Annotated in this window: 27 protein-coding genes and 1 tRNA gene; 13 read left to right on the top strand and 15 right to left on the bottom strand. The window is 41.4% G+C overall.

The annotated features are described in order from the left end of the window. Positions 1-108: 108 nt before the first annotated feature. The 4 genes from EO132_RS16465 to mnmE all read right to left on the bottom strand — a co-directional run bounded on the left by EO132_RS16465 (position 109) and on the right by mnmE (position 4,669). Positions 109-1,314, bottom strand: a complete 1,206-nt coding sequence (locus tag EO132_RS16465; protein WP_127138910.1) for a primase-helicase family protein — start codon at positions 1,312-1,314, stop codon at positions 109-111. 61 nt (positions 1,315-1,375) lie between these two features. Then, a complete protein-coding gene (locus tag EO132_RS16460) occupies positions 1,376-1,657 on the bottom strand; it encodes a helix-turn-helix transcriptional regulator (protein ID WP_127138909.1) in 282 nt (93 codons plus the stop codon). 310 nt (positions 1,658-1,967) lie between these two features. Then, the gene (locus EO132_RS16455) at positions 1,968-3,125 is read right to left on the bottom strand and encodes a tyrosine-type recombinase/integrase (RefSeq protein ID WP_127139018.1); all 1,158 of its coding nucleotides are present in this window, start codon (positions 3,123-3,125) and stop codon (positions 1,968-1,970) included. 173 nt (positions 3,126-3,298) lie between these two features. Next, the gene (gene mnmE, locus EO132_RS16450) at positions 3,299-4,669 is read right to left on the bottom strand and encodes a tRNA uridine-5-carboxymethylaminomethyl(34) synthesis GTPase MnmE (RefSeq protein WP_127138908.1); all 1,371 of its coding nucleotides are present in this window, start codon (positions 4,667-4,669) and stop codon (positions 3,299-3,301) included. Positions 4,670-4,755: 86 nt separating this feature from the next. Here mnmE and EO132_RS16445 point away from each other — a divergent pair, with 86 nt between their 5' ends. Continuing rightward, positions 4,756-5,118, top strand: coding sequence for a DUF4870 domain-containing protein (locus EO132_RS16445; RefSeq protein ID WP_127138907.1), 363 nt, complete (start codon positions 4,756-4,758; stop codon positions 5,116-5,118). Positions 5,119-5,175: 57 nt separating this feature from the next. Here the strand turns inward: EO132_RS16445 and dnaN are convergent, their stop codons facing one another. The 5 genes from dnaN to EO132_RS16420 form a co-directional block, all read right to left on the bottom strand. Next, positions 5,176-6,294, bottom strand: coding sequence for a DNA polymerase III subunit beta (gene dnaN / locus EO132_RS16440; protein ID WP_127138906.1), 1,119 nt, complete (start codon positions 6,292-6,294; stop codon positions 5,176-5,178). A 120-nt stretch (positions 6,295-6,414) separates the two neighbouring features. Beyond that, on the bottom strand, positions 6,415-8,079 hold the full coding sequence (gene gldG, locus EO132_RS16435; RefSeq protein WP_127138905.1) for a gliding motility-associated ABC transporter substrate-binding protein GldG: 1,665 nt from the start codon (positions 8,077-8,079) through the stop codon (positions 6,415-6,417). Then, positions 8,079-8,810, bottom strand: a complete 732-nt coding sequence (gene gldF, locus EO132_RS16430; RefSeq protein WP_127138904.1) for a gliding motility-associated ABC transporter permease subunit GldF — start codon at positions 8,808-8,810, stop codon at positions 8,079-8,081. The genes gldG and gldF overlap by 1 nt, the downstream gene beginning before the upstream one ends. After that, positions 8,810-9,112, bottom strand: coding sequence for a putative quinol monooxygenase (locus EO132_RS16425; RefSeq protein WP_127138903.1), 303 nt, complete (start codon positions 9,110-9,112; stop codon positions 8,810-8,812). The genes gldF and EO132_RS16425 overlap by 1 nt, the downstream gene beginning before the upstream one ends. Further along, on the bottom strand, positions 9,113-9,943 hold the full coding sequence (locus EO132_RS16420) for an SAM hydrolase/SAM-dependent halogenase family protein (protein WP_127138902.1): 831 nt from the start codon (positions 9,941-9,943) through the stop codon (positions 9,113-9,115). A 119-nt stretch (positions 9,944-10,062) separates the two neighbouring features. On the opposite strand from EO132_RS16420, the gene EO132_RS16415 reads away from it, so the two are divergent. From EO132_RS16415 to acs, 10 genes are all read left to right on the top strand, one after another. Beyond that, positions 10,063-11,022 carry a PhoH family protein gene (locus EO132_RS16415; RefSeq protein ID WP_127138901.1) on the top strand — a complete coding sequence of 320 codons (960 nt, stop codon included), beginning with the start codon at positions 10,063-10,065 and terminating at the stop codon, positions 11,020-11,022. Positions 11,023-11,030: 8 nt separating this feature from the next. Beyond that, a complete protein-coding gene (locus EO132_RS16410; RefSeq protein ID WP_417935898.1) occupies positions 11,031-11,984 on the top strand; it encodes a phosphoribosylaminoimidazolesuccinocarboxamide synthase in 954 nt (317 codons plus the stop codon). A 127-nt stretch (positions 11,985-12,111) separates the two neighbouring features. Then, entirely contained in the window at positions 12,112-12,525 is a 414-nt protein-coding gene (locus EO132_RS16405; RefSeq protein ID WP_127138899.1) for an IS1/IS1595 family N-terminal zinc-binding domain-containing protein, read from the top strand. A gap of 96 nt (positions 12,526-12,621) precedes the next feature. After that, entirely contained in the window at positions 12,622-13,848 is a 1,227-nt protein-coding gene (locus EO132_RS16400) for a hypothetical protein (protein WP_127138898.1), read from the top strand. A gap of 18 nt (positions 13,849-13,866) precedes the next feature. Next, positions 13,867-14,130 carry a DUF4212 domain-containing protein gene (locus tag EO132_RS16395; protein ID WP_127138897.1) on the top strand — a complete coding sequence of 88 codons (264 nt, stop codon included), beginning with the start codon at positions 13,867-13,869 and terminating at the stop codon, positions 14,128-14,130. Between the two features lie 22 nt (positions 14,131-14,152). Beyond that, a complete protein-coding gene (locus EO132_RS16390; protein WP_127138896.1) occupies positions 14,153-15,868 on the top strand; it encodes a sodium:solute symporter family protein in 1,716 nt (571 codons plus the stop codon). Positions 15,869-15,952: 84 nt separating this feature from the next. Next, entirely contained in the window at positions 15,953-16,147 is a 195-nt protein-coding gene (locus tag EO132_RS16385) for a hypothetical protein (RefSeq protein ID WP_127138895.1), read from the top strand. Further along, the gene (locus EO132_RS16380; protein ID WP_127138894.1) at positions 16,140-18,827 is read left to right on the top strand and encodes an ATP-binding protein; all 2,688 of its coding nucleotides are present in this window, start codon (positions 16,140-16,142) and stop codon (positions 18,825-18,827) included. Before EO132_RS16385 ends, EO132_RS16380 begins: the two co-directional genes overlap by 8 nt. Beyond that, positions 18,827-19,192 carry a response regulator transcription factor gene (locus EO132_RS16375; protein WP_127139017.1) on the top strand — a complete coding sequence of 122 codons (366 nt, stop codon included), beginning with the start codon at positions 18,827-18,829 and terminating at the stop codon, positions 19,190-19,192. Before EO132_RS16380 ends, EO132_RS16375 begins: the two co-directional genes overlap by 1 nt. Positions 19,193-19,252: 60 nt before the next feature. Beyond that, positions 19,253-21,160 carry an acetate--CoA ligase gene (gene acs / locus EO132_RS16370; protein WP_127138893.1) on the top strand — a complete coding sequence of 636 codons (1,908 nt, stop codon included), beginning with the start codon at positions 19,253-19,255 and terminating at the stop codon, positions 21,158-21,160. 33 nt (positions 21,161-21,193) lie between these two features. Here the strand turns inward: acs and EO132_RS16365 are convergent, their stop codons facing one another. From EO132_RS16365 to EO132_RS16350, 4 genes are all read right to left on the bottom strand, one after another. Next, the gene (locus EO132_RS16365; RefSeq protein WP_127138892.1) at positions 21,194-21,844 is read right to left on the bottom strand and encodes a 3'-5' exonuclease; all 651 of its coding nucleotides are present in this window, start codon (positions 21,842-21,844) and stop codon (positions 21,194-21,196) included. Beyond that, entirely contained in the window at positions 21,844-23,763 is a 1,920-nt protein-coding gene (locus tag EO132_RS16360) for a DUF294 nucleotidyltransferase-like domain-containing protein (protein WP_127138891.1), read from the bottom strand. The genes EO132_RS16365 and EO132_RS16360 overlap by 1 nt, the downstream gene beginning before the upstream one ends. A 182-nt stretch (positions 23,764-23,945) precedes the next feature. Further along, a complete protein-coding gene (locus EO132_RS16355; RefSeq protein WP_127138890.1) occupies positions 23,946-24,134 on the bottom strand; it encodes a hypothetical protein in 189 nt (62 codons plus the stop codon). A 96-nt stretch (positions 24,135-24,230) separates the two neighbouring features. Beyond that, positions 24,231-24,304: transfer RNA gene (locus EO132_RS16350), tRNA-Met, on the bottom strand. A gap of 138 nt (positions 24,305-24,442) precedes the next feature. Between EO132_RS16350 and EO132_RS16345 the strand changes: the two genes are divergently transcribed. Together EO132_RS16345 and EO132_RS16340 are read left to right on the top strand one after the other, a co-directional pair. Beyond that, positions 24,443-24,826, top strand: a complete 384-nt coding sequence (locus tag EO132_RS16345; protein WP_127139016.1) for an START-like domain-containing protein — start codon at positions 24,443-24,445, stop codon at positions 24,824-24,826. A 54-nt stretch (positions 24,827-24,880) separates the two neighbouring features. After that, the gene (locus EO132_RS16340; RefSeq protein WP_127138889.1) at positions 24,881-25,726 is read left to right on the top strand and encodes an aminotransferase class IV; all 846 of its coding nucleotides are present in this window, start codon (positions 24,881-24,883) and stop codon (positions 25,724-25,726) included. Here EO132_RS16340 and EO132_RS16335 read toward each other — a convergent pair. Together EO132_RS16335 and EO132_RS16330 are read right to left on the bottom strand one after the other, a co-directional pair. Then, on the bottom strand, positions 25,723-26,283 hold the full coding sequence (locus EO132_RS16335; RefSeq protein ID WP_127138888.1) for a YqgE/AlgH family protein: 561 nt from the start codon (positions 26,281-26,283) through the stop codon (positions 25,723-25,725). The genes EO132_RS16340 and EO132_RS16335 overlap by 4 nt on opposite strands. Positions 26,284-26,404: 121 nt before the next feature. Further along, entirely contained in the window at positions 26,405-26,677 is a 273-nt protein-coding gene (locus EO132_RS16330) for an HU family DNA-binding protein (RefSeq protein WP_014034238.1), read from the bottom strand. Between the last annotated feature and the right edge of the window lie 150 nt (positions 26,678-26,827).

Here is a 26,827-nt window from a genome sequence, read left to right as displayed (position 1 = left end):
CATCATTTTTGTTTTTTTCTTCATGGGCCCTGTCATCATTTTCTATTTTGATGACAGAATGATGACAAAGTGATGACAGGCTTAACCCTTATAAACACTGGAGATTTCTCAATCTGTCATCAAATCATCAAAATTTTGGGACAAAAAATCCTTTTTTACGGTAAAGTACCTCCCCTTGGCGTCCTCGGTATTGATATCACCGTTGTTCCATATGGTTATTCTTTGGTATTTGTTGGAGTTGGGCTGGTTCTCCAGTTTCCAATCTTTTTTCAACAGCCGCCTCAATTGGGTCAAATCGGTCTTGACCCTTGTCCGGTTGAGAAGGTGTAGCGCATCTATGGGGCAAAGGTCCACCGATTCCACATCAAACTTTTCCATGGCACTGATCAATAGGCTGGCCAGTTCCTTTTCCACCCGGTTTCTATTGTTGTACACCAGTTTTTTCAATGCTGGGGTATGCAGCTCCTTTGGGGTGAACCACATCCTTGATCGTTGTCGGGAATACAGCTCTCTCTCGGTCAAGTAATACAGAAAGTTAGGAATTTCTTTTGTCAATCGTTCCAGATATGCAGTATCCTCTTTTTTAAGTTTGGGTATTTTGCGGACCCAGAACCGTGTCTCATGGGCATCGACCTTGATAAAACTGTCCTCGTTGTTGCTACAGAGGATGAACTTCCCGAAGAACTCCACTTCCCGTTTGTCCTTTCCCTTGGCCTCCAATTTGTTTCTATTGGTGGTGCTTAAGTATTTTATACGCTCAGTTAGCTCCTCCTTGTTGAACAGCACTTCGTCCACACATATCAATAATTTGTTGGCCCAATCCGCATTGAACTGGCTTCCAAAGCTGTCATTGGTCAGATAGGTCAGGTTGTTCCCGAAGATTTCCTTGAGCCATTTGAGAAAGGTGCTCTTTCCAGTGTTTCTTTCTTTGGACACCAAGCATAATATGGGAAGTATCTGCACCGGTTTTTGGTATAATAACTGCAGATAGTCCAGTCCCAGTTCCAATTGCTTGCCAAATAGATGTTTCAAAAATGCCATGGTATGTGGAAAGTCTCCAGTCTTGAGTTCATGATCCAAAGGAGAGTAGGTATTGTAAAAGCCGTGATGTTCCTTTTTAAAATCAATATGGCTGGGAATGCAGGCAAACCCATCGTATTTGGGAACCTTGCCCAAGTAATCTTTGCCATGGTCCTGTTTGATGATATGTTCGTTCCAAGGTACCAGCACTTCATTGAAGTGTCCGGATATAGTAGGGACCTGGACCAACTTGTAAAAAGTGGTCCCGACCCTGATATAGGGAGTGTTTTCCATGTGGGATATTTTTTTGCTATAGGGGATATAGCGTGATGGGTTACATTTAAAAGGTCAATGCCTATCCTTTTCGCAGGATATATTCAATGGCCTGGTCATTGGTCTCGCAGGTGGATTTACGATCATTTCTCAACAACCATTTGTTGAGACGGTCGATATCGAAATAAATCAACTTTCCGTTGGGCTTGCTATGGGGTATTTTACCCGCTGCGGTCAGTTTGTACAGATAGCTTCTGGATATCCCGGTATAATCACAGGCCTCGTCAAAAGTGAGCACCTTTTTTGACCCCAACAAAAGACGTTCGATATTGTTGAGTTTCTCGTTTAATTCAATGTTGTTCATTTTTATCGGATTTAAGGATTATCAATGAACAAAGCGCTTTGTTTCCTATTGTGGAATTCTATGGATAAAAGTATGAATAAAGTACAGTTGAAACCGTGAGGGTAAGTAGTGAAATATTCACAAAATACAGATATACAGAGGTTTGTGTTGTTTTGTTGTCATTTAAACACAAATGATTTCAATGGTCAACAAATAAAATTACTTCATGGTCCAGCAAAATGGAGTTATCAACAATCTTATTATGGGTTAACCTCTAATCTTAGGTTTGGCCAATGGCGGTAAAGACAGAACTTGGATCTATAAATGAAGGCTACTCCATTTTTTCAAGATTCAAATTCGGTAACATTTCTGCAGCTTGCTTCATCTTTTCATCGATGATCTTGGCATAGATTTGAGTGGTCCTGATCTCCCTATGGCCCAATCGCTTGGATACCGTGTAAATGTCCGCTCCATTTTCCAATAGAAGGACTGCATTGGTATGTCTGGCGGAGTGGAAGGTAATATGTTTGGTGATTCCAGCATGCATGCACCATTTTAATAATTGTATGTTCATGTGGGCACTGTAGCTGAGTCCTTTGAAGACCCTGTCTTCGGATTTCTGGCGCTCACCCAATAGGTCTCTTGCCTGTCTCGATATATAAAGGTATTCAGCTCCAGCGGTCTTCTTTTGTTTGAAGACGACCCGATACATAGGATTTCCAAGGTGGTCGTTTCCCTCATCACGGACCTCTTTCCATTTGAGCTTGTTGATATCCGACCATCTCATCCCCGTAAGGACTGAGAAGAGGAAAGCTGGTTTGAGCTTTGGAAACCTGCATTCCGTCTTGGCCAGATTCTGAAGTTCATGGGAAGTGAGATATTCTCGGGTGGATTCGGCCATGGTAAACCCTTTGACCTTTTTTACCAAGTTCTCCTTTAGATACCCTTCATCGAATGCCGCCCTAAGACATGCCTTGAATTTATTGAAATAGGTATGCTTGGTATTCTGGGATAGTTTTTTTTCACTTTTGGTAACCGCTACCGTATCCAGATACTTTTTATAACCTTTTATGAAGTCCACATCGATGTCATTGAATATGGTGTGCTCTGGACAGTACTTTTCCAAATGGTTTTGAGCGGCATCCCAGTTATCGTAATTGCCCTTGGTCTCATAGCGTTCTTCTTTCTTTTTATCGTAATAGGAAAGAAACGAAGTCTTGCCTTTTGAGTTGTTTTCTATCTTGAATTTTCCCTGATAGATTTCAGCTTTTCTAATGACCAGTATTTGCTCTGCTAATGCAAGTTGTTCCTTGTTCTTTTTATTTTCGCTAGCTGATTTGGGATGCTGAACCAAATATAATTCTAGGTACTCGTATTCCCTAAGGTATTTGGTTTTACCATTAGGTAGTGTTCGGTTTCCTTTGTAGTATTCAATGTACAAGCTCAGTTTTCCTGATGCTAACTTTTTCTTTCTTAGGTGTGCTTTTATCATGGGAAACAAATTTTTGTGTCTCTTGATTTTGAAAAAACAACGAGACACAAATGAGACACAATAAAAGTAGGAAAATGGCTATATTAACGGAAAACAAGATATTTAAAGTTGTTAACAATAAGCTGATAATCAATCATTTAAGCACAAAACGAATTAAATAAAATTACCGACTATTTGCCGATACAGAAATTAGAGAAAATATTCCCCAATAAATCATCCGTGGTCACGCTTCCTGTGATTTCTCCCAAATGATACAGTGCCTGTCGGATATCGATCGCCATTAAATCGCTGGACAATTCCATATCCAAACCTTCTTTTACCTTTTGAATTTCTTCCAAAGCTTTAAGCAAAGCATCATAATGCCTACTATTTGTGACGATGGTGGTATCGCCGCTCAATGCTCCTGAATCCACCAAAGAAAGAAGCTTTGCTTCCAATTCAGGAATTCCTTCTTTAAACTTTGCCGAAAGGAAAAGGACATTGGGTATTTCTGATGTTATTTTTTCTTTCTGGTCAGGACTCAGCAAATCCATTTTGTTACAGATGGGCAACAATTGTTTGTTAGGATATTTTTTTTGAATGAGTTCGAGCTCCGCTTTGTCAAACTCCATTCCATCAAAGAGGTAAATAATGAGACGTGCCTTTTCAATTTTATCAAAAGTACGTTCAATACCGATTTTTTCCACCACATCCACGGTTTCTCTGATGCCTGCCGTATCTATGAACCTAAAACCTATGCCTTTTATACTGATTTGATCTTCTACAGTATCACGAGTAGTACCAGCAATCTCGCTCACGATGGCTCTTTCTTCATTGAGCAGTACATTAAGCAAGGTCGATTTCCCTACATTCGGCTGGCCCACAATGGCGACGGGTATTCCATTTTTGATGACGTTTCCGAGCGCAAAGGAATCAATCAATTTTTTAAGTACCGTACTGATGCGAGTAAGTAATTCATTAAACTGGGTTCTATCAGCAAATTCTACATCTTCTTGGGAAAAGTCCAGCTCCAACTCAATTAATGATGCAAAATTGAGAAGTTCTTGTCGCAATTCTTGAATCTCATTACTGAATCCACCGCGCATTTGCTGCATGGCAATATCATGGGCTGCTTCACTGTCACTGGCTATGAGGTCGGCCACAGCCTCGGCCTGACTCAAATCCATTTTACCGTTAAGAAAAGCTCGTAAAGTAAACTCTCCAGCAGAAGCGGAACGACATCCTTTCCGTAACAAGAGTTGAATGATCTGTTGTTGGATAAAAGGAGAGCCGTGGCAGGAAATCTCCACCACATTTTCACCTGTGTAGGAATGTGGAACTTTAAAAATGGAAACCAAGGCTTCATCCAGAATCTTATCGCCATCAACAATATTCCCCAAATGGATGGTATGGCTTTTCTGTTTGGTCAATGTTTTGCCTTTAATGGATTTGAACAACGTATCCACCAAGCTTATGGCATCAGGTCCAGAGACTCTGATTACCGCAATGGCACCTGTTCCAGAAGGAGTTGCCAAGGCTACAATGTTATCTGTGTACGACATGGGCACAAAAGTACAAATTAGCTGACGTTTGTAACATTTTCAGCATTTTGTATACTAATAAGATGAATCATCAAAATCAATCAAAAATGGAAGTTATAAATCAAAAAGCAGTTAGAACGGACAACACTTTGTTGGCCGTAACGCATCTCACACAACTTTTATCGTATGTAACCGGATTCGGGAGCCTTATTGTTCCTTTGATCATATGGTTGTCATCCAAAGACAAGGTGGAAGGGATGAATGAACATGGCAAAGCCATTATCAATTTTCAAATCAGCCTTATACTTTACATCATCATCAGTATTCCTGCCATTTTACTTTTAGGTTTGGGTATATTGGGCTTGATAGGCGCAGGAATCCTAGGTTTTATTCTACCTATCGTTAATGCAGTGAAGGCGTCGAATGGAGAGTCTCCGTCTTATTTTATGACGATTAGATTTATATCATAAAAATAAAAAAGCTGGAACATTTTGTTCCAGCTTTTCTTTATAATTGAAATAGTTAGTTTAATTATTCAGCATTACCGGCATTACCAGCATAGTCACATGTTCGCCTTCATCCAAGCCATCAATTGGGGTAAGGATACCAGCTCTGTTAGGTAAGCTCATTTCCAAGGAAACTTCGTCGGATGACAAATTGTTCAACATTTCCAAAAGGAATCTGGAGTTGAAACCAATCTGCATGTCGTCACCTTGGTAGGAACAAGACAATCTTTCCTCAGCTTTGTTGCTGTAATCTACATCTTCCGCGGAAATATTAAGTTCGGCACCAGCAACTTTTAGACGTATTTGGTGTGTGGTCTTATTGGAGAAAATAGAAACCCTACGCACAGAACTTTGGAACTGGTTTCTGGCAATCGTCAATTTGTTCGGGTTCTCTTTTGGAATTACGGCTTCGTAGTTCGGGTATTTTCCATCAATCAAACGGCAAACCAATTCGGTATTATCAAAATAGAACTTGGCGTTGCTATCGTTATATTCAATGGTCACTTCGGATTCAGAACCTGCCAAAATACCTTTTAATAATGTCAATGGTTTTTTTGGCATGATGAATTCCGCCACTTCGGAAGCGGTTACATCTTGACGTTGATATTTTACCAATTTATGGGCATCCGTAGCCACAAAAGTCAAATTCTCTGGAGAGAACTGGAAAAACACACCGCTCATTACGGGGCGAAGGTCATCATTACCTGCCGCAAAAATGGTTTTGTTGATGGCCGTTGCCAAAATATCACCCAATAGGGTAGTGGAGCTCGGGTTGGAGACTTCCACCGCTTTTGGGAATTCAGCACCATCGGCATATGCCAAGGCATATTTACCGTGGTTGGAACTGATTTCCACCGTATTGTTGTCCTCAACAACGAAGGTCAACGGTTGCTCAGGGAATGTTTTAAGGGTGTCCAAAAGCAAACGGGCGGGGACAGCAATGGTTCCTTCAGAATCGGAATCCACTTCCAAAACCGTACTCATCGTAGTTTCCAAATCGGATGCGGAAACCGTTAGCTTAGTTTCTTTAAGATCGAATAAAAAATTATCCAGGATAGGCAAGGTGTTGCTGTTGTTGATAACTCCCCCCAAAACCTGAAGCTGTTTCAATAAATATGTACTGGATACAATAAACTTCATCAAAGAAATACTTTAGTATAGTTGCCTTTTTGGCAATTTCTCCCTGTAATAGGGCCTATAAAATCAATAAAAACAAATATATCCCAAATGGATTTAGCAGAGAAACAAATTTATCAACACCTAAGCCGTAAACTTACGTTTTCTGTAATAGCCGAAGAACAGCCCGAACAACAGCGTTAAAACGACTGGAAATCCAATGTTTACAAGCTGCCACTTGGTTTTCTGTTCTGCAATTTTTTTGACATCCAGCAATGGGATGGTCACTTTCTTGTTTCGAATGTTAATAAGCCCCGTATTGTCCAAAAGGTAATTTGTGCTGTTCACTAGAAATTCCTTGTTGCCGTAGAAGTTACTGGTCCATTTGTCGTACCCCAACTCCAAAGGTCTGCCATTGCGCAATTGGTTTTTGATGACATCCCCGTCCGAGATAACAATCATCTTGTTTTCTGGACCTTCCTCCAAAGTATTTTGAAGCTTTAATGGCTTTACCCTGTTCTTGTACATGGATGTGAAATTCCCCTCAATCAGGACGGCTAATGGCAAATTACCATTGTTATATGTGGCTTGGTCAGGTTGTTGGTTGATCATATCCAAACTGACCACTCGCGGAATTCCATCGGTCTTGGAAAGCGGTGAACTTTGCAATAGGATAGTTTTGTTATAATCGTTTTCCAACACGTCCATTGGACTGGTAAACTGGAGCCGTACTGCTTCAATGTTGGTGTTGATGGGATGATTGTTTTGCGAAAACACCATCGGATAATAAAACCAGGGTAGGGGATTATACTGTGAATCATTCCCTTCTCCCGTGGCCAAAACAATTTGGGTAAAATAGAGGTCATTGACCAAAACTGGATTGATGCGCACCCCATATTTAAAAAATAAATCTTTCAAATCAAGGTCTCTGGGAATGGCGATGGCCTCTCCGCCACCGGCATAAATGCTATCCATTTCCATATTCACTTGATCTATCATCCAAATGGTTTTACCCCCTTGAACCATATATTGATCCATTACATATTTTTCCTGATCCGTAAACGCCTCTGTGGGTTTGGCAATCAGAGCCAAGTCAAAGTTTTTTAATTGATCTAAAACATTTTGCGGATTGGTAGCCACGGAATCCAAGGTTATTGCGCCAATGTTGTAATAATCCCGAATGGTGGTAAGGTAATCAGCGATATAAATATCGTCGAGTTCGCCATTTCCCTTGATAACGGCGATGCTCTTTTTTTCTTCAATGCTTAACTTGGTAAAAGCATCGGCAAAGGCGTATTCCAATTGCTGTACCGAGTTATTGATTCGTTCTTCGGCAGTGGAGCCCAATTTATTTTTGAGCAGCGGCACTTTTACCGTCTGGTCGTTGTAATTGACCATGGCCCAAGGAAAGACCAGCTCGTTAGATACTTTTCCGTTTTCCTCAACGGTAACATTGGCAGGTTGCAAGCCTAAGCTCTGTAATTGGGCGACCGTTTCCTGTGGATTTTCACTATCCTCCATAGGGTCCACCAAATTATATTTGATGTTACTGTTTTTAGCCCCGAATGATTCTAACAGTTGAATGGTCTCTGTTTTCAATTTGGCGAACTCGGCAGGAATGTTCCCATCCAAGAGTACATCAACAATAATTGGAGTTTCAAATTTTTGTGCTACCGCTACGGCAGGTTCCGAAAGGGTATATCTTTTATCCTCGGTAAGGTCAAACCGAGTATACACAAAACTGGCCAACAGGTTGATGGCCAAAACAGCCACAATCACTTTTAAAATGGACACAAAAAACTTTCCCATTATCTTGGCAATTGTTTTAAACGTTGAAAAGTGAGGTATAGAAATAAGAGTGTCAACGAGATAAAGTAGGTTAAATCCCTAGTGTCTATCACACCTCTTGCAATGCTATCAAAATGTGATTTTGCTCCGAGCGATTGTATGGTTTGTTGCGTTTCCCCGTTCGAAAACAACGAAGACGCGGCATCAAACCCATTGAAAATCAGAAAGCAGACCAAAACACCCACTAAAAATGCTATGATTTGATTGTTGGAAAGGGTAGACGCAAATATCCCGATGGACGTATAACAGGCCATCAAAAACAATAGTCCAAAGTAGGAACCTATTACCACGCCTAGGTCATAATTACCCTCTACCATGCCCAATCCCGAGATGGCAAAAACATAGACGATTGTGGGAATTACAGCGATAACGCATAGCAAGAAGGCTCCCCAAAATTTCCCGAGTACCAATTTCCAAACGGAGATGGGTTTGATCAGCAATAATTCGAGCGTTCCCATTTTTCGTTCTTCGGAAAAACTCTTCATGGTGATGGCGGGCACCAAAAAGATAAAAATCCAAGGGGCCAACAAAAAGAAGTTGCTCAAATCGGCAAAGCTGTAATCAAAAATGTTGTATTCGCCCTTGAAGACCCAAAGAAAAAGCCCGTTGAGCAGTAAAAACGAACCTACGATCAAGTAACCGATGGGCGATGTAAAAAAGGACCGTACCTCTCTCTTAAAAATTGCGAACATTAAGATGGGTTTGTTGATTGAATTTTATGAACACTCCATGCTTCGGGCTTGTCGGCAAACAGTTTTTTGGTGTTGCCCCAAACCCCTTTGAAGAAATCGGAATTCCTGTAGTTGTTCAGGTGCGATTCGGTATCCCAAAAACTATAGGTGAAAAATATATTGGAATTCGTAATGTCCTGATACAATTCTACCATATTACATCCTTCAAAAGCCAGAATGCCATTTTTACTTTCTTCAAAGATTCGCTCAAAACTAGCAATATTTTCGGGTTTAAAAGTCAGTTTTACAATGCGTATCAACATTTACAGGAAATTTATGGTTACCGTGTCCCTATAATTCAGTCCTAGAAGGGTGGACGCGCCTCCGACCGAATTCAGGTCACTTTTATAAATGGCAAGTTCTATATAGCCTGCGGAATTGAACAGGGCCAAGGCATCTCCGGGCCCTTTTCGCTGGTTCCGTTCCAGATCATAATTGATGAAGCCGTTATAGCTTTGGTGCACTTGCCGTATTTTGGTGGTCCGTGCATTGATCTCAAAATCGCGGCCGCTCCGATAGGCTTCGAACAAACTTTTTTGGATATTGGTGACCACGTTACCGTAGTTGTCTATATAAATTACATTGCCCGTAATGGTTTTGCCTTCGTTGGTTATCCGTGGTTCAAAATCGCGCAGCTCCTTCAAACTTTGCAATGGTCTGCCTATGACTTCCAATTTGCCGCCTCGTGCAATATGGCACGCTACCTGAACAAATATATTGAGCACAGGAAAGGCACCGGCCTCAGCATTGGGTAGATTGATCTCTACCACTTTTTCAGGTTGTACCTCGGAAGTTATCAAGGAAATGACACCGCTGTTGGCACTCACAAAATAGTGCCCATCTACTTGCACTACGATGTGCTCGTTTTCGGGTGAAATTTCAGAATCCACCCCTACAATATGGACCGTTCCCTTTGGAAACGAACGGTAGGCATTCCTTAGGATATAGGCACATTCCTGAATATTGAACGGACTGATGGCATGGGAAATATCAACAACGCTAATATCGGGGAGGTTGTTCAGAATGGCCCCTTTAACAGCACCCACAAAGTGGTCCTTGTATCCAAAATCTGTAGTTAAGGTTATGATTGGCATACAATACTGTTGATATGTTTTTCCGCGTTCAAATTGATTTTTAGTTAAGTTTGTTTGTAAAATTAGTCAAAAAAGAAAGAATAAAATTCTTCAAAAACAACTGTAACACCTCACTATTTTTGAACGAACTAATAATTGAACTTACGGAAATCAGCCCCCAGGAATTTTTTGGGCAACAAAATGCTAACATTGAGTTGCTTAAGAAATACTTCCCTAAACTCAAGATTGTAGCAAGGGGGAACAAGATCAAAGTATTTGGCGATGAAGAACTGTTGGAAGAGTTCGATAAACGCTTTGATGAACTCACAGGGCAGTTTGCCAAATACAATAAGCTCGATGAGAATATGATCGAGCGGGTACTGACCAGTACAAGTAAGGAGGAGTACACTTCATCTTCCAGTAGTGGCGATGTTTTGGTGCACGGCGTCAGTGGTAGGTTGATCAAGGCCCAGACAGCCAATCAAAGACGTATGGTGGATGCCTGCAAAGTAGATGATATGGTCTTTGCCATCGGTCCCGCTGGTACCGGAAAAACCTATACAGGTGTTGCTCTGGCCGTAAAAGCCTTGAAGGAAAAACAGGTGAGACGCATTATCCTTACACGTCCCGCTGTGGAGGCTGGGGAAAACCTTGGTTTTTTGCCAGGTGACCTCAAGGAAAAGCTTGACCCCTACATGCAACCGTTGTACGATGCTCTTCGGGATATGATTCCAGCCGAGAAATTGGAAAAGTACATAGAAGACGGCACCATCCAAATCGCACCGATGGCGTTTATGCGCGGTCGAACCTTGGACAATGCCTTTGTGATTTTGGATGAGGCCCAGAACACCACGCACGCCCAAATGAAGATGTTCTTGACTCGTATGGGAAAGAATGCCAAGTTTTTGTTGACGGGCGACCCTGGGCAGATTGATTTGCCACGCAGGGTAATTTCTGGTTTAAAAGAAGCTTTGCTTATTTTAAAGAATGTGGATGGTATTAGTATTATTTATTTAGATGATAAAGATGTGATCCGTCACAAATTGGTGAAAAAGGTGATTGATGCCTATCAGAACATAGAGCACCAAAATCAATTCTAGAAAAAATTATGGGAATGAATACGCTGATGTCCACGGATTTTAATTTTCCTGGGCAAAAATCTGTTTATAAAGGAAAAGTAAGGGAAGTCTATACCTTGGAGAACGATGTTTTGGTAATGGTTGCCACGGACCGTCTCTCTGCGTTTGATGTAGTGATGCCCAAAGGAATACCCTACAAAGGGCAGATTCTAAATCAAATAGCCACCAAAATGATGAAGGATACCGAAGATATTGTTCCCAATTGGTTGATGGCCACTCCTGACCCCAATGTAGCGGTGGGCAAGGCTTGTGAACCATTCAAGGTGGAAATGGTGATCAGGGGTTATATGTCCGGCCATGCTGCACGCGAGTACAAAGCAGGCAAAAGAATGCTTTGCGGTGTACCCATGCCCGAAGGAATGCAAGAGAACGATAAATTTCCGGAACCGATTATTACTCCAGCAACAAAAGCTGAAAAAGGAGATCATGACGAGGATATTTCCAAAGAGGATATTTTGAAGCGTGGTATTGTCTACAAGGAAGATTACGAAGTATTGGAAAAATATACACGAGCCCTATTTCAAAGAGGAACCGAAATAGCGGCCAAAAGAGGTCTTATTTTGGTGGACACCAAATACGAATTCGGTAAAACCAAAGAAGGGGAAATTGTTTTGATCGATGAAATCCATACCCCGGACTCTTCCCGATATTTCTATGCCGACGGCTATGATGAACGCCAAGCTAAGGGTGAAGCCCAAAAGCAATTATCAAAGGAATTTGTTAGACAGTGGTTGATTTCCAACGGATTCCAAGGACTAGAGGGACAATCGGTCCCTGAAATGTCTAATGATTATATCGAGTCGGTTTCCAATCGGTATATTGAACTTTATGAGAATATTACAGGGGAGCAATTCGTGAAAAGCGATATTTCTAATCTTCAAGAGCGTATTTTGGAGAATGTGACCACATATTTGTCAAAATAACCCACCTATATTGTGATTTGACCAATAAACTAAAGGGAATTTTAACGATTCCCTTTTTTTATTGCTATAAGAATGATAAATATTTAAAGCTAAATTGATATATTTATGCTAATTAAGTATATCAAGTATGGAAAGTTGCCCAAATTGCTCATCCACAGAGTTTACCAAAGCCGGAATTATAAAAGAGCGGCAACGCTATAAATGCAAGTCCTGTGGTTACTATTTTACGGTGCCCAAACTAGGTAAACAGATTGACGATTACTTCGTGAACAAGGCGCTACAGTTGTATTTGGAGGGATTGACCTATCGTGAAATCGAGCGTATTTTGGGTGTTTCCCATGTTTCCGTAATGAATTGGGTCCGAAAATATAACATCAAACGGCCTTACAATTCAAAGTACCATCCCACTTACAAGATCCTGAACCATACGGAGCTTCAAAAATACTTTCAAAACCCTGAAAACCTAAAAGGGGCAGGACAGTTGGTAACCGAGTTGGGTGATAAATTTATGCTGATAAAATGGGACCGTTTTAAGGATTGAGTATAATTATTTAGCATATATATATATGGATTTTTATTTCAGGACAAAATTTTAGGATGTTCGTAGAGCACATAACGCTCTAACACTCAAACTGAAATGAAAAGAATCCTAATTGGAATGGTATTTTTTCTGTTGTTCGTTCCAAAATCATTTTCACAGGGAAACACCGAATACACGGGAGGTTTCAAAATCAATTTCAACGAAGATGGTTCCAAATATCTTCGTATGATCGCATGGGGTCAGTTTTGGGCCCAATACAACGATAATGTTCCTGAGGATGTCAGCACCACAAACTTTAGCGTCCGAAGAGCAAGATTGTTGAGCTTTACCCAATTGAACAAAAGGTTCCTGCTGTTGTCACATTTTGGATTAAACAGTTTGAACGGAAATAATCTTAGTGCAACGGGAAAAGGGGAGTCTTCACAACTTTTTTACCACTCCTTTTGGGGGGAATGGCGTGTTGCAAAGGATTTTTATGCGGGGACTGGACTGCACTACTGGAATGGCATTTCCAGACTGAACAATAGTAGTACCCTTAATTTTATGACCTTGGACAACAACCGCCAGTCTTGGGCAGTATTGGGACTTAGCGACCAATTTGCCCGTCATTTGGGTGTGTATGTAAAGGGTAGGGTAGGTCGTTTGCAATACCGGGTATCTTTCAATGAGGCTATTACAAATACCTTGGATGCCACCAATGATCCTACACCAAACGGCAGAGCCGTGTATCGAGGAAGGGAATTATTGGGTTCTGCCGATGCAGGTAAAGTAATTCAAGGTTATTTCGATTATCAGTTCTTGGATGAAGAATCCAACTTTCTTCCTTACAAGGTAGGGACCTATCTGGGCAGCAAAAAAGTATTCAATGTCGGAGCAGGTTTTCTAACACATCCAAACGGTGTTGTGGTGATGGACGGAACTGGTAATCTAGAAGGTGAAAATGTCAACATTTTGGCTGTGGACGCCTTTTACGATGCACCTCTTGGTGAGGATGGTTCCGCAATAACTGCCTATGCCGTGTTTCAAAATAACGATTATGGTCGTAACTTCAACCTGGGACCATATGGTACCGGAAATATGGTATATGGGCATGTGGGATACTTGATTCCTGCCCCAGCGGATAATTCAAGGGTACAGCCTTATTTATCCTATCAAACACGAACCATAGATGCAATTGATGACAACGCCACAAGATTGGGATTGGGAATCAACCTGTTTATGACGGGCCATCATTCCAAGTTAACATTGGAATATGCCAATTCCAAAGTCGGTGCTGGCGACAGCAACAGCGTGGTAACATTGCAAGCACAGATTTATTTATAACTAAACAACCAACAAATTATGTCAGAAAAACAGAAAAAGGCTTCGGCCTATTGGAAAGAGAACCTGAGGTATTTGGTCATTTTACTGGTCATCTGGTTCTTGGTCTCCTACGGAGCGGGCATTCTCTTCAAAGATGCTTTGAACAACATTAGACTGGGTGGATTTAAACTAGGGTTTTGGTTCGCACAACAGGGGTCTATCTATGTATTTGTCATCCTCATTTTCGTGTACGTACGCCTAATGAACAAATTGGACAAGAAATACGGATACAACGAAGATTAACTAACCAACAAAATCTAAAATTATGAATGATGTACAAATATGGACCTATGTTCTTGTCGCGCTGTCATTTGGACTATATATAGGAATTGCGATTTGGTCGCGAGCAGGCTCCACCAAGGAGTTTTATGTGGCCGGAGGAGGAGTTTCCCCATTGGCCAACGGAATGGCCACTGCGGCTGATTGGATGTCGGCAGCTTCTTTTATCTCCATGGCAGGGATAATCTCTTTTGCCGGATACGATGGAGCTGTTTACTTAATGGGATGGACGGGAGGCTACGTGCTTTTGGCTTTGCTATTGGCACCTTATCTCAGAAAGTTTGGAAAGTTTACCGTTCCTGATTTTATTGGAGAACGCTATTACTCGAAGACCGCACGTGTCGTGGCTGTCATCTGTGCATTGATAGTTTCCTTTACTTATGTAGCGGGACAAATGCGCGGGGTAGGGATTGTCTTTTCCAGATATCTCGAAGTGGATATCAATACGGGAGTAGTAATCGGAATGGTAATTGTGTTGTTCTATGCCGTACTCGGTGGAATGAAGGGTATCACTTATACGCAGGTGGCTCAATATTGCGTGTTGATATTCGCCTTTATGGTACCGGCCATATTCATTTCCATTCAGATGACAGGAAACCCAGTACCCCAACTAGGTTTTGGTAGTACCCTATCTGATGGTTCTGGAACTTATCTTTTGGATAAATTGGATGGTCTCTCTACCGAACTTGGCTTTGCGGAATATACAGATGGTTCAAAGAGCACCATCGATGTTTTTGCCATTACCCTTGCCTTGATGGTGGGTACGGCTGGATTGCCCCACGTCATAGTTCGGTTTTTTACGGTAAAACGGGTACGTGATGCTAGAAAATCTGCTGGATTGGCATTATTGTTCATAGCAATTCTTTACACCACTGCACCAGCTGTGGCCGTATTTGCCAGAACCAACCTGATTGAAACCGTAAGTGGTAAGGAATACGATAACATGCCAGAATGGTTCAGTCGCTGGGAAACCACGGGGCTGATTGCCCATGATGACAAAAATGGTGATGGTAAAATCCAATATGTGGCATCGCCCGAGGTAAATGAGCTTACGGTAGATCGTGATATTATGGTATTGGCCAACCCGGAAATTGCCGACCTTCCGGCCTGGGTAATCGGTTTGATAGCTGCAGGTGGACTGGCAGCAGCGCTATCTACTGCAGCAGGCTTATTATTGGTGATTTCATCTTCGGTTTCCCACGATTTGATTAAAAACGTACTTAAACCAGATCTTTCTGAAAAGGCAGAGCTTTGGGCAGCTAGACTTTCAGCTGCGATAGCTGTTGTTATTGCCGGTTATTTTGGAATCAACCCGCCGGGCTTTGTGGCAGCGGTTGTGGCCTTGGCCTTTGGTCTTGCAGCTGCATCGTTTTTCCCTGCTATCATCTTGGGTATTTTCTATAAAAAAATGAACAGCAAGGGAGCCATTTCTGGAATGATCGTAGGGCTTTGTTTGATGCTTTTCTACATGCTGAAATTCAAATTTGGAATATTTGACGGAGGCAAAGAAGCAGTGGCCGGTCTTCAGGAAAGCTGGTGGTTTGGCATATCGCCCGAAGGGTTTGGAACCATTGCCATGATCGTCAACTTTATTGTGGCCATCGTAGTAAATAGGTTTACCCCAGAACCTCCAGAAGAAGTTCAGGAAATTGTGGAGCATATCAGAATACCCAGCGGTGCGGGTGAAGCATCGTCTCATTAATTAGTTGGTTGTGAAAAAGCGGTGTGGTATGGATTTACCGCACCGTTTTTTGTAATTTTAAGTTTAGCGACCGTGCAAATAAAAATGAAGAAAAGGCATCAGCAGAAATTGATACTTATTTCCATAGTACTGTTTTTTTTATGGAATGTGCCATTTGTTACCATTTTTGATGGAGAAGCTGAAATTTTTGGCTTTCCCATGTTCTATGTATTCATATTTCTTAGCTGGTTGGTTTCCATTGTCTTGGCCTATATTATTTTAAAGCGGTTCTATGAGTAATTATATTGTAGGATTGGTAATTGTGTTGTATTTGGCCATGCTTTTTGTACTGGCCTACTTTGCCGAAAAGAACAAAAGGAGCAAATGGACGAACAATCCTTATGTCTACACACTTTCACTGGCGGTATACTGTACCGCATGGACCTACTACGGGAGTGTGGGAATAGCATCCAGTTCGGGTATTAGTTTTATGGCCGTTTATCTTGGGCCTGTAATTGCCCTGCCTCTTTGGGTTGTACTCATGAGAAAGGTAATTCGTATCTCCAAACAGCACAAAATTTCCAGTGTTGCCGATTTTATTTCCATGAGATATGGTAATAATCGCCAGTTGGGAGCTTTGGTAACGCTAACCTGTTTATTTGCCATAATTCCATATATCTCCTTGCAATTAAAAGCAGTATCCGAGACATTTTCATTGATCTCGGCAAAAGGAGGTTATGAATCCACGGGCTTTTTCGATGATTCCACCTTCTACATTGCGTTGCTTATAGCGGTTTTTGTTGCCTTTTATGGAACCTTGTCCACCGATACTTCGGAACACCGAAAAGGCATCGTGGCGACCATTGCTTTGGAGTCCATTTTAAAACTGGGCTTCTTCTTGGCCATTGGAATTTACATTACCTTTTATTTGTTTGATGGAACCACAGACCTCTACACTCAGGCAAGCCTACAGGAAAACTTTGAGCAACTGACCACTTTTGGTGGTTTAGAGAATGGTTTCAACTGGCTGTTTACCATCTGTCTTTCCATTTTCGCCATTTTTTTGCTGCCCAGACAATTTCATGTGGCCGTAGTGGAGAACGATAACGAAAGCTATTTGCGCAAAGCCATTTGGTTGTTCCCGTTGTACTTGCTGTTATTCAATGTTTTCGTGATTTTTATAGCCTGGGCTGGGAATATTAGTCTCCCAGCTACGGTAAATCATGATTATTATTCCCTTTTATTGCCTTTACAGGAGAACAATTACGGATTGGCACTTTTGGTTTTTATCGGTGGATTTACCACTGTCATTTCAATGATTGTGGTCTCTACCCTTGCATTGTCAACCATGGTAAGTAACAACATTGTGATTCCCTACGGATTCATTAAAACATTGGTGGAAGGCAATCCCGAAGAAAACAATAAGCGTATCAAAAACATTAGGAGAGTTGCTATTTTTCTTTTGATCATCATTGCCTATTTCTTCTACATTCGGTTTTCCGCTCAACTTTCTTTGTATTCCATCGGATTGATCTCTTTTGTGATCATTGCTCAGTTGGCACCATCGTTCTTTTTGGGGTTGACCTGGCGAAGGGGAACAGCAAAAGGAGCAGAAATTGGTATTCTAGTAGGTTTAGCTGTTGTGTTTTACACCTTGTTTTTGCCAATAATTAGTCAAGCCACCATGCCCGGTGTGGAATCTATGGAAGAAGGACTCTTTGGTCAGGCCTGGTTGCAGCCGGCACATTTGTTTGGGTTGGATTATTTAACGCCGGAAAGTAATGCCTTTTTATGGAGCATGTCCTTTAATACCCTGACGTTCGTTGGGTTTTCCCTTCATACCAAAGGTAATTATAGGGAACGTAATTATGCCGAGATGTTCGTTAATCACGAAAACTATGGTAATCTTCAGGAGGGAGGATTTATCTGGAAAGGAGAAGCTTATGTAGCTGATATTAAACGATTATTAAATCGTTTTTTGGGAGAGCAACGGACCAATAGGGCCTTACAATTTTTCAATAAAAAATATAATATATCCGAAACCGAAGAACGAGCAGATGCTAGATTGATCAATTTTTCAGAGAAGCTTTTAACGGGGAGTATCGGAAGTGCTTCGGCAAAAATATTATTGGCCTCGGTTTCGAAGGAAACACCCATAAGTTTAGTGGAGGTACTCAATATTTTGGAAGAGAGCAAGGAAACCAAAGCAAGCAACAAATTACTTAGGGAAAAGTCCGAAGAGCTTGCTGCTATGGCCCAGCAATTAAAAGCAGCCAACAAGGAGCTTCGCATTCAGGATAAGCTCAAGGACGAGTTTTTGGATACCGTGGCACACGAGCTCAAGACACCAATTACCTCCATAAAAGCAGCTTCGGAAGTTTTGGAAGATGAGGGAATGCCACCCGAACTCAGAAACAGATTCCTGGAAAATATCAATAGGGACAGTGATCGTTTGGACACCTTGATTCATAACATTTTGGACCTTGAAAAATTATCGGGGAATAGATCGGAACTGGACATTGACGAACATAATATGTCAATAACCATTCAGAAGGCCATAAAAGGAGTGGAGCAAATTGCATCCAAAAAAGAGATAAAAATTAAGTTTTCTCACAAAGAAAAGGTGTTTGCAGCCTATGATGAGGACCGAATTTTGCAAGTATTGACGAATTTGCTCTCGAATTCCCTTAAATTTACAGAACCCCATAACGGAAGAATCAAAATTCTGTTGGAAGACCTTAATAAGGAGGTTTTGGTTACCATTAAAGATAATGGCAGGGGAATACCCGAAGAGGACAAGGATTACATCTTTGACAAATTCTATCAATCAAAAAATCAAAATGTAAAGAAACCGCAGGGTAGTGGCCTTGGTCTTGCCATTTGCAAAAAAATAGTGGAAAGTCATAAAGGTTCCATTGCGGTGGATAAAAAATTTAAGAAAGGTACACGTATGATGTTTTCAATACCCAAAGAACAATGATGCAGAAAAAAATACTGATAGTGGATGATGAACCCAACATCGTAATGTCGTTGGAATATGCCTTTAAAAAGAAAGACTTTGAAGTGTTCATCGCCCGAGATGGTACCGAGGCATTGGACATATCGAACAGGGAGAAACCTGACCTTATACTTTTGGATATCATGATGCCTGAAATGGATGGGTACGAAACCTTAAAGCGTGTTAGGGACAATATAGACCTTTCCCATACCAAAGTGGTGTTTTTATCCGCAAAGAGCAAGGAGAAAGATGTGGAAAAAGGATTGAAAATGGGAGCAGACAGTTACATGACCAAACCGTTCTCCATAAAAAAGGTCATCTCCGATATTGAAGATTTATTGGGTTAAGTCCCGAAAGAAAAGTGAAACTGAACTAATTATTTACATATTAACTAAACGTAGCGTTACATGAGTAATTATCATATCAAGCACTTGGAGGAGTATTTTCAGGTGTATCGAAAATCCGTTAGAAACCCCGAAGGATTTTGGGAAGAAGTGGCCGAAGAGCACTTCCATTGGCGTAAAAAATGGGATTCCGTTTTGGAATGGGATTTCACAAAACCAGAGATAAGCTGGTTTAAGGGGGCCAAGTTGAACATTACCGAAAACTGTATCGATCGTCATCTTCGCATTCGTGGCGATAAAACCGCTATTCTTTTTGAACCCAACGACCCCAAGGAGGAAGCAGAGCATATTACATACCGCCAACTTCATGAGCGTGTGTGCAAATATGCGAATGTATTGAAGGATAAAGGAGTTCAAAAAGGTGATAGGGTGGTAATTTACCTTCCCATGATTCCAGATTTGGCGGTGGCTTTACTGGCCTGTGCCCGTATCGGAGCCATTCACTCCGTTGTTTTTGCTGGATTTTCGTCAACAGCATTGGCAACCAGAATCAATGATTGTGGTGCAAAAATGGTACTGACATCCGATGGGTCTTATCGAGGTAAAAAAGTTATCGATTTAAAGGCCATTGTAGATGAAGGTTTGGAAAGTTGCCCGGATGTGGAAACCGTATTGGTGACCAAACGAACAGGTGGCGATGTAACCATGAAAGAAGGTCGTGATGTATGGATTCAACCACTTTTGGATAAAGCCTATTCCGATTGTGTTCCGGAAATCATGGATGCCGAAGACCCTTTGTTTATTTTGTACACCTCTGGTTCCACGGGCCGTCCAAAAGGTATGGTCCATACAACCGGTGGGTACATGGTGTATACGGCATATACTTTTAAAAATGTGTTCCAGTACCGTGAAGAAGATGTGTATTGGTGTACTGCGGACATCGGTTGGATTACGGGCCACTCTTACATAGTGTATGGACCGCTGGCCAACGGTGCTACAACCGTAATGTTCGAAGGGGTACCTTCTTACCCCGATTTTGGTAGGTTCTGGGATGTGGTACAGAAACACAAAGTAACCCAGTTTTACACAGCACCAACAGCAATTAGGGCATTGGCTAAGGAAAACTTGGATTTTGTAACGGAATATGACCTGTCCAGCTTAAAAGTGTTGGGTACTGTGGGAGAACCTATAAATGAGGAGGCATGGCACTGGTATAACGACCACGTAGGGGAGAAAAAATGCCCTATTGTGGATACGTGGTGGCAAACGGAAACCGGCGGAATCTTGATTTCCCCGATTCCATTTTCCACACCAACAAAACCAACTTATGCCACTTTGCCCATGCCGGGTATCCAGCCTGCACTTATGGATGAAAATGGCGAGGAAATCAAAGGCAACCAAGTGGACGGTCGATTGTGCATCAAATATCCATGGCCATCAATTGCCAGAACTATTTGGGGCAATCATCAGCGCTACAAGGATACCTATTTCTCGGCTTTTGAAGGTAAATATTTTACCGGTGATGGAGCACTCCGCGATGAGGTGGGGTACTACCGAATTACAGGTAGGGTAGATGACGTGATCATTGTTTCCGGCCATAATTTGGGTACGGCACCGATTGAGGATGCCATTAACGAGCATCCAGCTGTGGCCGAATCCGCTATTGTCGGATTCCCGCACGATATCAAGGGAAATGCCTTGTATGGTTATATTATTTTGAAGGAAACAGGGGAAACCCGTAACCGTGACAATCTTAAAAAGGAAATCAACCAATTGATCACAGAGCATATTGGACCCATCGCGAAGCTGGATAAAATTCAGTTTACGGAAGGTCTGCCAAAAACTCGAAGTGGTAAGATTATGAGGAGAATCCTTAGAAAAATCGCATCCAAGGATACCAGTAACTTAGGGGACACTTCAACCTTGTTGAACCCCGAAGTAGTGGAAAACATTATGAAGGAAAGCCTTTAAATAGACTTGTTTTATAAGTTAAGAAGGACCTCTTTACCCAAGGAGGTCCTTTAATTTTTGTGGTTTCAGTTTTTCTATGGTCCGTAGAAAGGCAATCGCGGTAATAAAGGCATCGCCTAAGGCAGTGTGCCTGTCCTTTCTGGAAATACTGAACTTTTTGGCGAGATCATCAAGGGAATACCGCTCTTTTTTCTGAACTACGGTGGATATTAACAATGTTCTGATGTAGAGTGATTCAGTATCCAACGTCTTGTTCTTTAATTTGGGAAGTCCATTTCGTTTCAAGGCAGCGTTGATCATATTAACGTCGAACATCACATGATGGCCTACCAAAATATGGTTCTTGGCATACACTAAAAATTGTTTTAAGGCATCGAGCTCAGAGATGCTCTCTTTTTTACTCTTCTTAAGAATCCCATGTATTTCTGCACTTTCAGAATCGTAGTGCTCTTGTTGAATATACACCTCAAAACTCTCTTTTACCACGATATTGTTATCCAAAAGTTTTAAGGCCCCGATACACAACATCCGGTCTCTTGTAAAGCTAAATCCCGTGGTTTCTGTATCAAGCACTACAAAAGTGTTGTCACGGATATCTTCTGGAAGCTTTTCCTTGAAATGCTCCTCGTATGCCCACCAAAAATCGGGAAGCTCCAACGGTTTTTTTTTGGAGAAAGGCCACATTAGCGCATCAGGTTTTTAACTTGGAACCTAACTTCAATCAAAGATTGGATTTCCTTGACGGTTTTAAAGGTCCTTTTCAGTTTTATTTTTTCTTCCTTGTTCAATTTGTCCAAAGCAATATACCTGCCCGAATCGTTGTGCAAAAGCCCCTGTCTGGTTCTAAACTTGAGCAAAGCTTTGCTTGCGTAGGAGCATGCCAAATAAAGTTCTCGGTTATTGGGTTCCAGCTCGGCCAATTTTTCGTAACGCTCCGCTGTATTGTTGATGGACTTGATGGAATGCGATAGAATTAGCACCCGTGCGGCATCGATAATGGGCATAAGGGCGCGTAGCTTCAAATCAAAGAAGTCTTTGTGCTCCCCATCCTGTTCCACCAAAAAATCCCTGAAAAAGCCTGATGGTGATGGATTTTGCAATGCGCCGCTCGCCAAATGCGTGAAGAATTGCGGATAATGGTTGGCATGGTCGAAAATGCTGTGCGATAATTCATCCGCAAGCGATTTATCGCCATACGTAACGTTATAATCAAAAAAGATGGAAGACAGTAAAATTTCATCAGGCCCAGGATTATGGATCCAGTGGGCGGTAACTTGTTTCCACTCGCTCAAGCTGTGACACCAGGAGCGGTTGGATGCCATCATATCAGCGGGACAATATTCAAACCCAATAGTGTTTAGCATTTTGGAAATTCGTTCGCCCAACTTTAAAAAATAGCCTCTGGTTTCCTCTAATTTTTCATCGGATACGTCTTCAAAAATAATAGCGTTGTCCTGATCGGTGTTCAATAATTGTTCGCCACGTCCTTGACTGCCCATACTGAGCCATGTAAACTGTACGGGGGGCTCTTCTTCCATTTTGGACAAGGCAAGCTGAATGACCTGTTTTGTGGAAGCGTCATTCAATTCGGAAATAATTTTGGAAACCAATCCCAAAGGGATGTTCTGGTCTAGATATCCTTGCAGCAGATTCATGATGCCATGCCGTATGCCTCGTAATCGTTTGGCATCCGTAGCTCTTTTGATGGCCCGTAGTAAAACAGCGGGATTGTTTCCGACGGCAACCATAATATCGTGCTTGGACAGGATACCTAACGATTTGGTATCCGTGGTTCCATCCTCGGTAAGGATCAAATGACTGATGTTGCTTTTCATCATAGCCATTTGTGATTGCGCCAAGGTAAGTTCCTTAGGGTATGTTATTATTGGCGAGGACATAATGGTTTTTGCCGTTGCCGTGATGGGAAACTCTCCTGTGGCTACTTTTTTCCTTAAATCCTTATCGGTAATGATGCCTACGGGAAGACCATCCCTTTCAACCAAAATACAGCTTACGTTATGCTTGGTCATTTTATTGGCAATGGTCTTTATTTTGGTACCTTCTTTACACGTGATGAGGTCCGTGGAATATTTGATGGGCTGTAGATCCAGAATCTTATCGCTGGAGTATTGATTGGAATCGCTACTGGCCCCATATAATTTGCCACGGTGTTTAATGGAATATGGGTTACCGGTATTGGAAGCAAAGCTTTCTATCAAAAAGTTTCCGATGCGTTTGTTTTCCAAGGCCAAGGGTTTAAAATCCTTGATGGGAATGGCGTAGAGAATGGTCTCTTCGTAAGCTTTGGCCTCTAATTTGTAGTTCTCGTTGGCCAATAGGGGACGGAGCCCAAAAACATCCCCTTCATCACAGATATCCAAAATTTGGCTGGAACCTGCTTTCGACAGGGCTACAGCACCTTTGTTAACCACGTAAAAGTTTTCGTGTGGACTCTCGTTCTGTGAAAAAACAAGAGTATTGGTCTCCTTGTGGATAATGATTACCTCAAGGGATAACTGCTCCAGTTGTTTGGCCTCCATCGCATTGAACGGAGGGTAATTTTTAAGAAAATCGGCAATGCGTTCGGATATGGTATTCTTCATGGTACTTTAAAAATACGGGTAAATTCCATAATGTTTTTACCGAATGGCATAAAATGACCAGTAAGAATGGGATAGTAAAACCTACTTATTTTCTATTACTTGCTTTATTGTAGGCACGAATCATAAGTATGGCCCAAATGGCGACCAGTACAATGACTACAATGGAAAACCATAAAACGATATCATTTGCTGTCATTGTCCACAAGCTTTAAGTAAATCATAACACCTAGAAGAGTAGGTGCCCATAGCCCCACAAACAGGCCGTGTTCGGTATCCCCGTTAAGAAATAAATATTCTGCCACAAGAATGATCAATGCGCAAAGAATCAACATCAATAAATTGGCAGTTCCTAACTTTTTAAAGTAATTCATTCGAAGGTTGGTTTAAAGTCTTTAAGTTAGGAAAAAAAATACGGAAAAAACAAAAAAGCCATTCAGCTGAAAAACAGTTAAATGACTTTGTTTTTGTAGCGAGAGGGGGACTTGAACCCCCGGCCTCCGGGTTATGAATCCGACGCTCTAACCAGCTGAGCTACCTCGCCGTGATTGCGCTAAGCGGGTGCAAATATATGTTTAAATTTTCGCTGAATCAAAATTCATGATTAATTTATTATTTGATATTTATTTTTATATCTTCCCAAACTATACTAAAGTTGAAAAACGATTTAAAGAACACGACAATGAGTGATAAGGTTAAATTTGAACTGGAGTTTGTGATCCAGGCGTCGCCTCAGTTGCTTTACCAATATATTTCCACTCCCTCGGGACTATCTGAATGGTATGCCGACAACGTTAATTCCCGTGGAGAGATTTTTACATTTATATGGGATGGTGCAGAAGAGAGAGCTAAGCTGCTCAAGCGAAAAAGTGAGGAATTTGTAAAATTGGCATGGGAGGAAAACGAAGATGGTTCCTTTTTTGAAATGCGCATTATAGTTGACGAAATAACCAAAGATGTTTCTCTTTTTATAACAGATTTTGCGGAAGATGACGAGGTGGACGAGGCAAAAATGCTTTGGGAAATCCAAGTTTCCGACCTTAAACAGGTTCTGGGTTCAACCTAGTCTGATTCTTAAGTAAACCGTATCTTTGGTCCCGATTTAAATCGGGACTTTTTTATGGTCAATTACAATGGAGAGCTTTTAGCAGCGGATAAAGCGATTTTTACACAAAACAACAGGGCGTTCAAGTATGGCGACGCTCTTTTTGAGACGGTTCGTTATGTAAATGGAACCCTATTTTTTTGGGAAGACCACTACTTTAGGTTAATGGCATCCATGCGTATTCTACGGATGGAAATCCCCATGGAGTTTACCTTGGAATTTCTGGAAGAGGAGATAAAGAAGACCATTAGCTCCAAGAATCAGGAAAGTGGAGCAGTTCGAGTGCGTTTGACCGTATTTAGGAACGAGGGCGGACTGTATACCCCAAGTACCAACGATGTATCCTACGTGATTGAAACGCGCGATATGGAATCTCCTTTTTTCATTCTTGACGATGGGGATTACGAAGTGGAATTGTTCAAGGACTATTATGTGAACAAGGATATGCTTTCCAACTTAAAATCCACCAATAAAATATTGAATGTGGTCGCTGGGGTATATGCCGAAGAAAATGGCTATGCCAACTGTTTATTGGTAAATACCGACAAAAAAGTAGTGGAGGCCATTAACGGAAACCTGTTTTTAGTGAAGGGCAACGAAATAAAAACCCCTCCCCTGAGTGATGGTTGTTTGGATGGCATCATCCGTAAAAACCTTATGAAAATCATTGCCGGTTCTGAAGAGTACGATTTGGTGGAGGACTCCATTTCTCCTTTTGAACTTCAAAAAGTGGATGAACTGTTCATTACCAACTCCATCGTAGGTATTAAGCCTATCAGCAAGTACAGGAAAAAAGAGTATGAATCCAAAGTAGCGAAGAGCTTGGTGGGCAAATTGAATGCCAAAGCCCGAATCGGTTAATTGAGCGAAGGATTTTCGGGAGCATTGGACCAGAGTAGATAGTCCCCGCCCAATTCCACCATTTTTTCTTTCCAAAAGGCATTGGCGGCTTTTTCAAGAATACTGCTTTCATATTCGTTGGGTACCACTACCCAAGATTTTGATGAAAGTTCTTGGTCCAGCTGGCTGGTTCCCCATCCGGAATATCCTAAGAAAAAGCGAATATCTTGTTCTGTTATGGTTCCACTGTTGATGAGTTCCACAGTCATTTCAAAATTGCCGCCCCAAAAAATACCATCGGAAATCTCAATGCTGTTTTCAATGAGTTCAGGGACCTTGTGTATGAAATAGAGATTGTCTTGCTCCACCGGGCCACCATTGAAAACTTGAAAAGGAATGGTAATATCGGAAACCAGGTCGCAAATGGTATAATCAAGAGGTTTATTTAAAATAAAGCCCACTGAACCTTCGTGATTGTGTTCTGCTATAAGTACAACGGACCTGTTGAAAGAAACATCACCGGTAAGTGAAGGTTCCGCAACAAGTAAATTCCCTTTTTTAGGCTTTTGGCTTACCATTTACATTTCTTCTTGTACTTAAATTTAACATAATATTCAAAATATGCAAAAAAACAAGATGCATATAAACTAAAAAAGCACCCCAAAAAGGAGTGCTTTCGTATATTAAATAAATAATTGATTAGTTTACTGCACCGCTCAATTCAGCACCTGCTTTGAACTTTACAACGTTCTTAGCGGCAATCTTAATAGTAGCTCCAGTTTGTGGATTTCTACCTTCTCTAGCGCTTCTTTTAGAAACTGACCAAGAACCAAAACCTACCAAGGAAACTCTGTCTCCTTTTTTAAGCGTTCCCTCTACATTTCCCAAGAAAGATTCCAATGCTTTTTTTGCTGCTGCTTTAGTGATGCCAGCATCAGCTGCCATAGCATCGATTAATTCTGTTTTGTTCATAATGGAATTAAATTAATTGTTGTTAATATAATTTTAATGCTGAACAAATTTATATGGATTTGCAACTCACGCAAGTAAAACCAAGGGAAATCGGGGTTTTTGTTGATAACTTGAAACGTTTGTTGATAAAGTCGGAAAAAAATGACAACT

The sequence above is a fragment of the Flagellimonas oceanensis genome (assembly GCF_003992595.1).
In the GTDB taxonomy this organism is placed as follows: domain Bacteria; phylum Bacteroidota; class Bacteroidia; order Flavobacteriales; family Flavobacteriaceae; genus Flagellimonas; species Flagellimonas oceanensis.
Note: the sequence above shows the minus strand (reverse complement) of the source record. Positions and strands in the feature narration are given on the sequence as shown.